Raw genomic sequence first — 8,564 nt, 5'->3', positions numbered from 1 at the left:
GACGAGCGCGATCCGGCGGTCAAGGCGCTCATACATCAGGTCATCGGCGCCTGTCGCAAGGCGGGGAAATACGTAGGGATTTGCGGGCAGGGGCCGTCGGATTACCCGGACTTCGCGCGATGGTTGCTGGACGAGGGCATCGATAGCGTGTCGCTGAATCCCGATTCGGTGGTCGAGACCTGGCTGTTCATGGCCGAGCTGACCGGCAATCGGCAGGCCGCGGATTGACGGCAAGCTCGCAGTCTAATCCGTAATTGAGCTGCCAGCCAGGAGCGCCGGCCTAGACGGCGGACGCGAGCAGTTCGATCATGCCCGGCGCGGCGCCGATATACGGTTTCATGTCGATACTGATGTGCGGATATTCCCGTTTCTTCGCGTCGAGCATCGCCGGCACATCTTTCACGATGTGGTTGCCGCTGGCCAGAAAATACGGAAGGATGGTGACCCTGCGGCGTCCGGCGCGTACGGCGTCATCGATAGCCGCGCCAATCGTCGGCTGTGCGAACTCCAGAAAGCTGCACGCCACGTAATCGTATCGATCGGCCACGCGCCCGCGCAGTGCGTCCGTAATCGTTTGTACTTCCGCGTTCGACTCCGGCCGCCGGCTGCCGTGTGCAATGAGGATAAGGCTTTGCATGATTCTTCGTGGTTCTTCAAGAGTACGGTTCAAATATGCAGCAGGTCAGCATGATAGCACCGCAGGGAAATGATCTGAACGGTTCGCGGCGTATCGCGTGCGGCGGATCGTGACAAGAGGGACGCCACCACCACTGCCATGACACGCGCGGCTTTGACTGAACGTACCCACCGTGGCATTGTTAGGGGCTTCCATCGACTCACCTTCGCATCCCGATGTACCGACGCAGGACTATTAACAAAATGGTCAATATGAAGTTGCCACATTGGACGCCCTGACCTCAGGCTCTGCCTGACGATTATGGCCTGACTCGTAAAAATGCCAAAAAAAACCATTTACAAGGTTGTGTTTTTCAACCAGGGGAAGATTTACGAAGTGTTCGCGCGCCGGGTATATCAGGGCGAACTGTTCGGTTTTGTCGTACTCGAAGAGCTGGTGTTCGGCGAACGCGCTTCGGTGGTTGTCGATCCCAGCGAGGAACGCCTGAAAACCGAGTTCGAGTCCGTCAAGCGCACGCATGTTCCGATGCACGCGGTGGTGCGCATCGACGAGGTGGAAAAGCAGGGTGTAGCCAAGATCAGCGAACCCGGCGCCAACGTCGCCATGTTCCCCACACCGCTTTACACGCCCGGCGGTAGCAAGAGCTAAGCGGACGGAATATCGCACGGTAATGCAGTTAGAAAGTTTGCCAGGGTGGGCAATTCGGTAGTTCAAATGAGTAGCAATTTTTGGAGAGGTGTCCGAGCGGTCGAAGGAGCACGCCTGGAAAGTGTGTATACGTTCATAGCGTATCGAGGGTTCGAATCCCTCCCTCTCCGCCAACTTGTCCTCGGTTTCCAAGTGCAATGGTGGCCCGCGCCGGTCTCCCCGCAACGCTAAATTGTGAATCCCGCCAGGCCCGGAAGGGAGCAACGGTAACAATCGATTCGGGTGCCTGGGTGCGGCTGGTGCGGGCCGCCGCCATTAGGTATGATCCGGTCCAGTGCCCGGCCGGCTCTGTCGAGCGCGCACCGTTCTCGAATCATCCGATCAAACCAACCATAACGCGCGATCCGTCATGAGTTATCAGGTATTGGCGCGCAAGTGGCGTCCGCGAACGTTCGCGCAAATGGTCGGGCAGGCCCATGTGCTGAAGGCGCTGATGAACGCCTTGAAGCAGGGCCGTCTGCACCATGCGTACCTGTTCACCGGCACGCGTGGCGTGGGCAAGACGACGCTCGCGCGGATTCTCGCCAAGTGCCTGAATTGCGAACAAGGCGTCACCTCCGAACCCTGTGGTCAGTGCAACGCCTGCCGGGAAATAGACGGCGGCCGTTTCGTCGATCTGATCGAGGTCGACGCGGCCTCGCGTACCAAAGTCGAAGACACCCGAGAGCTGCTGGACAACGTTCAGTACGCGCCCGCGTACGGTCGCTACAAGGTGTATCTGATCGATGAGGTGCACATGCTCTCCGGGCACAGTTTCAATGCCTTGCTCAAAACCCTGGAAGAACCCCCGCCGCACGTGAAGTTCCTGCTGGCGACGACCGATCCGCAAAAACTGCCGATGACGGTGTTGTCGCGCTGCCTGCAGTTCAACCTCAAGCGCATGCCGGCACCGGAAATACGCCTGCATTTGCGCCAGATGCTGGAGCGGGAACAGGTGCCCGCGGACGACGGCGCGCTGATCGAACTCGCGCGGGCGGCGGATGGCAGCATGCGCGACGCGTTGAGCCTTCTCGATCAGGCAATCGGCTTCGGTGGCGGCGAGGTGCGCGAAGCGGCGGTGCGCGAAATGCTGGGATCGGTGCCGCGCGAACAGTTGCACAAGCTGGCCCGATCGATTGCGGACGCCGATGCGGCAGCCGGCTTGCGGGCCATCGCGGAACTCGCCGAACAGGGCGTAGATCTTGCCGGGGTTCTGGCCGAACTCGTGTCGCTGCTGCACCGGGTCGCGTTGGAGCAGGCACTGCCCGGCGCGATTGATGAGGATGATCCGCACGCGGCGCTTGCGACGGAGCTCGCGGGCAGGCTCAGTCCGGCGGATGTTCAGCTGTATTATCAGATTGCGTTAGTCGGGCGACGCGATCTGCCGTTCGCTACCGAGGCCAGGGACGGCCTCGAAATGGTATTGTTGCGTATGCTGAGTTTCAGGCCTTTACCCCAGCCACAGCCGGCGATCGCGCAACAGCGGGCCAACAATGCCGCGCGAGCGCCGGCGCAAGCGCGTGACGCGCACAGGGGGCGCCCGACTCGACAGGCAGCGCAAGTGCCCGAGGGCGCCGCCACGGAACCCTCACCCGAACCCGGACCCCAGGAATCCGAAAGTTTGCCGGAGGCCAGTGTTGCGGAGGCGGGTGATCATGAATGGCCGCAACTGGCGCGCGCACTGAACCTCAACGGTGTGGCCTCGGCGTTGGCCAGCAATTGCAGTCTCCTGTCCATTACCAACGACGAAGTGCGGCTGGTGCTGGAAGCCGGCCACGCGCAGATTCGCACCAGTAACGCCGAGACACGTTTGCGTCAGGCGTTGAGCGATTATCTGGGCCGGCCGCAACAGTTGCACATTGAAATTGCCGAACATGCCGCGGCGACACCAGCGCAGCTCGCCAGCCATGACCGTGCGGAACTTAAGCGGGCGGCGGATGCAGCGATCGAGGCGGATGCGACCGTGCAGGCTTTCAAGCAACATTTCGCCGCCGAAATCGTGCCCGGTTCGGTGCGGCCTATCAAGCAGGACTGACCCAAGAGCGAAACCCAATTAGCGAGGATCTATGAAAGGCGGAATCGGTAATCTCATGAAGCAGGCGCAGAAGATGCAGCAGGACATGGCCAAAGCGCAGGAAGAAGTCGCGGCCATGGAAGTCAGGGGCGAATCCGGCGGCGGTCTGGTCAGCGTCTTGATGACCGGCAAGCACGAGGTCAGAAGAGTATCGATAGACGACAGCCTGACGGGCGACGACAAGAACATGCTCGAGGATCTGGTGGCGGCCGCCATCAACGATGCGGTGCATAGAGTGGACGAGGCTATCAAGGAAAAATTCGCCGGCCTGGCGCAGGGCATGAGCCTGCCCCCCGGCATGAAGCTGCCATTCTAGTCGCATTAATCCCTTATTGACGTTGAACTTAATTGGCATTCATGGGCGTGAATCGATGGCGGGTTCACCGCGCGCGACTACCGAGCGTATGGCCAATGAACGTTAATAAGTGAACGCCGTGTCGGATCCTTCCCTGTTGCAGCAACTCATTGATGCCTTCAGATGTTTGCCGGGGGTAGGCGCCAAGACCGCGCAACGCATGGCGTTTCAGTTGCTGGAACGCAATCGCCCAGGTGCGCTGAACCTTGCCGATCGGCTGCGGGAGGCGGTTGAAAAGATCGGTCATTGTCAGCAGTGCCGCACCCTGACTGAGCAAACCGTATGCCGCGTCTGCGCGAATCAGAGCCGCAACCGGGAGGTGATTTGCGTGGTCGAGTCGCCGGCCGACGTCATGGCGATAGAACACGGCACCGACTTCCGCGGTGTGTATTACGTGTTGATGGGACGTCTTTCGCCACTGGACGGCATCGGTCCCGCAGAGCTGGGTCTGGAACGGCTCGAACAGCGCTTCGACGGCGGTGAAATAAAGGAAGTCATTCTCGCGACCATTTCCACGGTCGAAGGCGAAGTGACCGCGCACGTAATCGGCGAGATGGCACGAAAGCGAAATATCAGAACCACGCGTCTCGCGCAGGGTGTGCCGGTGGGCGGGGAACTCGAATACCTGGATAGTTCAACCCTGTCACACGCATTCAGCGGACGTCGCGATTACGCATGACGATTTTAAAGCCACGCCGTGCGCGTGGATTTTATGGCTTTTGTCATTATCCGGGGAAAAAGATCAACAACGGCAAAGCGGGCTTGCGCCGCGCCTGCTTAGCGGGCCAGCATCGGACCCAGTGGCCGGCCGCCCAGCAGATGCATGTGCAGATGAAAAACCTCCTGACCGCCGTGAGCGCCGCAATTGACGATTAACCGATAGCCATCGTTCGCGATGCCCTGTTCGCGCGCCAGATGCGCGGCAACCACGACCATGTGACCTACCAGCGCCTCATGCTTCGCCGTCACGTCGTTGACAGTGGGAATAATCGTGTTGGGAACGATAAGAATGTGCGTGGGCGCTTTGGCGTCGATATCGTTGAAGGCAGTCACCTGATCGTCCTGATACACGATGGTCGCGGGAATCTCCCGCCGGATAATCTTGCTGAAAATGGTTTCTTCTGGCATGGCTGATTCCGGGCAAGGTTACGAGTGGATTTGTTAACCCATGTTGGTTTATTGACTATGCGCCGCGGTAGCACGCGGCGCCCCGCATGCGTCTGGACGATAACCTCATGCGTTGCGATCGACGAGCGCGGCGCCGCGACAGCGGCAGTCTGACTTACCTGTCGAAGTTGTAAAACTGGCGGTCGAGATAAAGAACGACATCGGCGATATCCTGATTCGACCACGGCAGTTGAGCGCCGGACGCGCAATACCGGACGCGCTTTGCGAGGTGCGGCGTCGAGTTCACCAGGCGCGGGCTGCGCGTATACAACGTGATGCCGTCACCGCCGGTCATGTTGCCGTGGCAGGCCGTGCAATTCGCGTTGTGCAGCGTTCGCCCTTGAGCGAAATCCGGTGGCGCTGCGCTTGTTCCGCCGCTTGCCATGAGCAGCGCGGGGAACAGGATGGCAAGAAGCTTCGTTGGCACGCGTGTACCGATCGATCAGGCGCTGCGGCCCATGGCGGCCAGGTGCGCGATCCGCTGCGCGGCGGGCGGATGTGAATCATATACCGCGGAATGCAATGGGTCGGGTGTCAGGGTGCTCGCGTTTTCCTTATACAAGCTTACCAGCGCGGTCACCAGACTGCGCGCGTCACTCTGCTCGGCGGCGAATTCGTCGGCCTCGTATTCGTGCTTGCGCGACCACCAGGCCATGAACGGTCTCGTGAAGAACCCGAACACCGGACCCACCATCATGAACAGCAGCAAGCCCATGTAAACCGATGGTTCGCTGACACCTAACGCGCTGTAAAACCAGGTTTGCTCCATCAGCCACGCGAGCAGCGCCAACGCGGCTAGGCTGTAAACCATCATGAACAGCAGCCTTTTCTTGACGTGGTTGCGTTTGAAATGCCCCAGCTCGTGCGCCAGCACAGATTCGATTTCCGCGGGCGTTAGCGTCTCCATCAACGTGTCGAAGAACACGATGCGCTTGTTGCGCCCGACGCCGGTGAAATACGCGTTGCCGTGCGCGGAGCGTCTGGAGCCGTCCATCACGAACACGCCCTTGCTTTGAAAGCCGCAGCGCTCCAGCAGCTGCTGGATGCGGTTGCGCAAGTCAACGTCGTCCAGCGCCGAGAACTTATTGAACAGCGGTGCGATCAGGGTCGGGTAGGCCCAGGTCATCAGGAAACCGAAAGCGGTCCACACGGCCCATACGTAAAGCCACCAGTAATCACCGCTGCTCTCCATCAGCCACAGCACCAGTAAAATCAGCGGTGCGCCAATAATCAGCGCCAGCGTCGCGCTCTTGCACAAATCGGTTACGAACAGAGTTACGGTGGTGCGATTGAAACCGAAACTCTTCTCCAGCGCGAAGGTGCGATAAATCGACGTTGGCAGATCGAGCACGGCACAGATCAGCAATACGCTCACGATGACGCCAGCGCCGCCGAACAACGGCCCAGCACCCAGCGAACGCCACGCCTGATCGACAAGGTTAAGCCCGCCGCCTAAGGTCCAGATCAACAACAGCAACGCATCCACACAAGCGTCGAGCATGCCGAAGCGCGTTTTCGAGGCGGTGTAGTCAGCGGCTTTCTGATGCGAGTCCAGCGGCATGCTGCCGTGAAATTCGTCAGGCACCTGGTTACGGTGTCGCCGTACGAAATCAACGTGCCGTTGCGCGAGCCACAGGCGCAGCGCGAGCGAGAATCCCAGCGCGAACAGGAAAATCAGGGTGAAAGTATGCATTGCGGCAATCCGGTTGGCGTCCGCGGCTACGATCCCGCGGGAATCTGTCAACAGCTTACCCTTTTGTTAGAATGCCGGGCAACTGCGATGGTCATGTGTTGTCTCTGGGATCGTACAAAAGAGTCGTAGTTCATTGCGGGCAGGCGAGGCCGATCCGGCCGCTGCAACAATCATGCGGAGCCCATTCCATATGTTACAAGCGTGCGACAATCTAATCTGGGTCGACCTCGAAATGACCGGCCTAGATACGGAACGGGATCGCATTATCGAGATCGCCACCGTGGTCACGGACAAGGAACTTAACCTGCTGGCCGAAGGTCCGGTGTTCGCGATTCGCCAGCCTCCCGAATGTCTCGCGCAGATGGATGCGTGGAATGTCAGTCAGCACGGCAAGTCGGGGCTGCTGGACCGTGTAAAGTCCAGTCAGGTCGACGAGCGCGAGGCGGAAGCCGCGACCATCGACTTTCTGCGCGAGCACGTCGAGGCGACCCGGTCGCCCATGTGCGGCAACAGCATATGCCAGGACCGGCGTTTCATGGCGCGCGCCATGCCGGAGCTGGAGGCATATTTTCACTACCGGAACCTGGACGTCAGCACCTTGAAAGAACTGGCGCGACGCTGGGCGCCGGAGGTGGCGAAGGGCTTTTCCAAGGATTCGAGCCACCGCGCGCTGGACGACATTCACGATTCGATCGCCGAGTTGCGCTACTACCGCGAACACTGGTTACGGCTTTGACTGATCTCGATACCTGGTGATCGACGCCGCCGCCAGCGACGGCCGCGCGCACGCTAGACTTGATTGGTCCTGAAATCGATCAGCTCTCTACGGGCGTGTCCGGCTGATTGCCCCAGTCCGACCAAGAGCCGGGGTAACCGCGCACGCGCTCGAAACCCAACGCCTTGAGTACCAGCCAGGTGTGCGCCGATCGATGGTGCGTCTGGCAATACGTGATGATCTCGCGCTCGGGAGTAATGCCCAGTTCCGCAAGTCTGCCCCGCAACGCCTCAGGCGGCTGCAGCCGCAGGTTGCGGGTCATGTCCATGGCTTCCGTCCAGTCCAGGTTTACCGCCCCCGGAATGTGACCCGCGCGCGCGGCGCGCTTGTCCTCGCCCGCGTATTCCTTAAAGCTGCGGCAATCGAGCAGGCGGGTGCCTTCATCGCGCAGGCGCGCCTCGATGTACGCGCGGTCAGCGACGATCTCACAGTTAGTGCTCACACGATAGTTGCTCGCTTCGGGGGTTACGGGCTCACGTTGCAGCGGATACCCCTCATTGGCCCAGGCGTGCAGACCCCCATTCAGCAGTGCATAGCGTTGATGGCCGCACGCCGCCAAGTTCCATAGCAACCGCGCCGCGTGACCGCCGCCCTCGTCGTCGTAGGCGACGACGCGCGCTTCACGTGTCAGCCCCAGCGATGAAAACAATTGTTGCAAGTAGCCCACGTCAGGCAACAAACCAGCCACCGGCCGGCGCGAAAACACCAGCCGCGCGTAATCGACATGCACGGCGCCGGGGATGTGCGCCTGCGCGTACTGCTCGGTCTTGCAGACGTCTACGACCCGCAGGTCGGTATCCGTCAGACCCACTGCCAGCGCCGCGGGCTCGATCAGGTAGTCGGTCGAAAACTCGCTCATGCGAAGCTGCATACCGGGGTTTATACGGCCGTGCGTACGGGCGCGCGGTCATCAGGCGCATCGACGCCGGGTTCCAGGATTGTATTGACGCCGTTTAGCTTGGGGTCAGTGTCGGGATAATCGAGGATATGGTGCAGGCCGCGGCTTTCCTTGCGCTGCAGCGCGCAGCGTATGGTCAGATCGGCGACCAGCGCGAGGTTGCGCATCTCGATCAGATTGCCGGTGATCTTGAAGTTGCTGTAGTACTCCTCGATCTCGCCCAGCAGCAGATCGATGCGATGCCGCGCGCGCTGCAGCCGCTTGTGGTGCGCACGATG

At 60.5% G+C, this 8,564-nt stretch carries 12 protein-coding genes, 1 tRNA gene and 1 other RNA gene; 8 read left to right on the top strand and 6 right to left on the bottom strand.

The genetic code is table 11. The features are described from left to right. A partial coding sequence (locus H0V34_00130; protein ID MBA2490161.1) for a hypothetical protein occupies nucleotides 1–228 on the top strand: 228 nt, incomplete at its 5' end. Nucleotides 229–280: 52 nt separating this feature from the next. Here the strand turns inward: H0V34_00130 and H0V34_00125 are convergent. Then, complete coding sequence (locus H0V34_00125; protein MBA2490160.1) at nucleotides 281–637, bottom strand: CbiX/SirB N-terminal domain-containing protein; 357 nt, start codon at nucleotides 635–637, stop codon at nucleotides 281–283. A gap of 318 nt (nucleotides 638–955) precedes the next feature. Between H0V34_00125 and H0V34_00120 the strand changes: the two genes are divergently transcribed. From H0V34_00120 to recR, 6 genes are all read left to right on the top strand, one after another. Then, nucleotides 956–1,285, top strand: coding sequence for a DUF1820 family protein (locus H0V34_00120; GenBank protein ID MBA2490159.1), 330 nt, complete (start codon nucleotides 956–958; stop codon nucleotides 1,283–1,285). An 82-nt stretch (nucleotides 1,286–1,367) separates the two neighbouring features. Then, nucleotides 1,368–1,458 (top strand) — tRNA-Ser (locus tag H0V34_00115). A gap of 35 nt (nucleotides 1,459–1,493) precedes the next feature. After that, nucleotides 1,494–1,590: signal recognition particle sRNA small type (gene ffs / locus H0V34_00110), an RNA gene on the top strand. A gap of 104 nt (nucleotides 1,591–1,694) precedes the next feature. Next, on the top strand, nucleotides 1,695–3,359 hold the full coding sequence (dnaX, locus tag H0V34_00105; GenBank protein MBA2490158.1) for a DNA polymerase III subunit gamma/tau: 1,665 nt from the start codon (nucleotides 1,695–1,697) through the stop codon (nucleotides 3,357–3,359). 31 nt (nucleotides 3,360–3,390) lie between these two features. Further along, nucleotides 3,391–3,714: a YbaB/EbfC family nucleoid-associated protein gene (locus H0V34_00100; GenBank protein MBA2490157.1), complete on the top strand. Its 324-nt coding sequence runs from the start codon at nucleotides 3,391–3,393 to the stop codon at nucleotides 3,712–3,714. A 118-nt stretch (nucleotides 3,715–3,832) separates the two neighbouring features. Further along, nucleotides 3,833–4,432 carry a recombination protein RecR gene (recR, locus tag H0V34_00095; protein MBA2490156.1) on the top strand — a complete coding sequence of 200 codons (600 nt, stop codon included), beginning with the start codon at nucleotides 3,833–3,835 and terminating at the stop codon, nucleotides 4,430–4,432. Between the two features lie 98 nt (nucleotides 4,433–4,530). Here the strand turns inward: recR and H0V34_00090 are convergent, their stop codons facing one another. From H0V34_00090 to H0V34_00080, 3 genes are all read right to left on the bottom strand, one after another. Further along, the gene (locus H0V34_00090; GenBank protein ID MBA2490155.1) at nucleotides 4,531–4,881 is read right to left on the bottom strand and encodes an HIT domain-containing protein; all 351 of its coding nucleotides are present in this window, start codon (nucleotides 4,879–4,881) and stop codon (nucleotides 4,531–4,533) included. Between the two features lie 154 nt (nucleotides 4,882–5,035). Next, complete coding sequence (locus H0V34_00085) at nucleotides 5,036–5,347, bottom strand: cytochrome c (GenBank protein ID MBA2490154.1); 312 nt, start codon at nucleotides 5,345–5,347, stop codon at nucleotides 5,036–5,038. Nucleotides 5,348–5,362: 15 nt separating this feature from the next. Continuing rightward, complete coding sequence (locus tag H0V34_00080) at nucleotides 5,363–6,613, bottom strand: M48 family metallopeptidase (protein ID MBA2490153.1); 1,251 nt, start codon at nucleotides 6,611–6,613, stop codon at nucleotides 5,363–5,365. A gap of 190 nt (nucleotides 6,614–6,803) precedes the next feature. On the opposite strand from H0V34_00080, the gene orn reads away from it, so the two are divergent. Next, entirely contained in the window at nucleotides 6,804–7,349 is a 546-nt protein-coding gene (gene orn, locus H0V34_00075; GenBank protein ID MBA2490152.1) for an oligoribonuclease, read from the top strand. A gap of 79 nt (nucleotides 7,350–7,428) precedes the next feature. On the opposite strand, the gene H0V34_00070 is transcribed toward orn, so the two are convergent. Further along, nucleotides 7,429–8,247 carry a sulfurtransferase gene (locus H0V34_00070; protein MBA2490151.1) on the bottom strand — a complete coding sequence of 273 codons (819 nt, stop codon included), beginning with the start codon at nucleotides 8,245–8,247 and terminating at the stop codon, nucleotides 7,429–7,431. Between the two features lie 20 nt (nucleotides 8,248–8,267). Continuing rightward, nucleotides 8,268–8,564 (bottom strand): hypothetical protein (locus tag H0V34_00065; GenBank protein ID MBA2490150.1); only part of this gene is annotated, 297 nt, incomplete at its 5' end.

Source organism: Gammaproteobacteria bacterium (genome assembly GCA_013696315.1).
In the GTDB taxonomy this organism is placed as follows: Bacteria; Pseudomonadota; Gammaproteobacteria; order JACCYU01; family JACCYU01; genus JACCYU01.
The sequence above is the reverse complement of the archived record's forward strand: the minus strand, read 5'-3'. Positions and strand labels throughout refer to the sequence as shown.

Coding starts and splice junctions, on each gene's coding strand:
- H0V34_00125 (MBA2490160.1), bottom strand. CDS start 637: ATGCAAAGCCTTATCCTCATTGCACACGGCAGCCGGCGGCCGGAGTCG.
- H0V34_00120 (MBA2490159.1), top strand. CDS start 956: ATGCCAAAAAAAACCATTTACAAGGTTGTGTTTTTCAACCAGGGGAAG.
- dnaX (MBA2490158.1), top strand. CDS start 1,695: ATGAGTTATCAGGTATTGGCGCGCAAGTGGCGTCCGCGAACGTTCGCG.
- H0V34_00100 (MBA2490157.1), top strand. CDS start 3,391: ATGAAAGGCGGAATCGGTAATCTCATGAAGCAGGCGCAGAAGATGCAG.
- H0V34_00090 (MBA2490155.1), bottom strand. CDS start 4,881: ATGCCAGAAGAAACCATTTTCAGCAAGATTATCCGGCGGGAGATTCCC.
- H0V34_00080 (MBA2490153.1), bottom strand. CDS start 6,613: ATGCATACTTTCACCCTGATTTTCCTGTTCGCGCTGGGATTCTCGCTC.
- orn (MBA2490152.1), top strand. CDS start 6,804: ATGTTACAAGCGTGCGACAATCTAATCTGGGTCGACCTCGAAATGACC.
- H0V34_00070 (MBA2490151.1), bottom strand. CDS start 8,247: ATGAGCGAGTTTTCGACCGACTACCTGATCGAGCCCGCGGCGCTGGCA.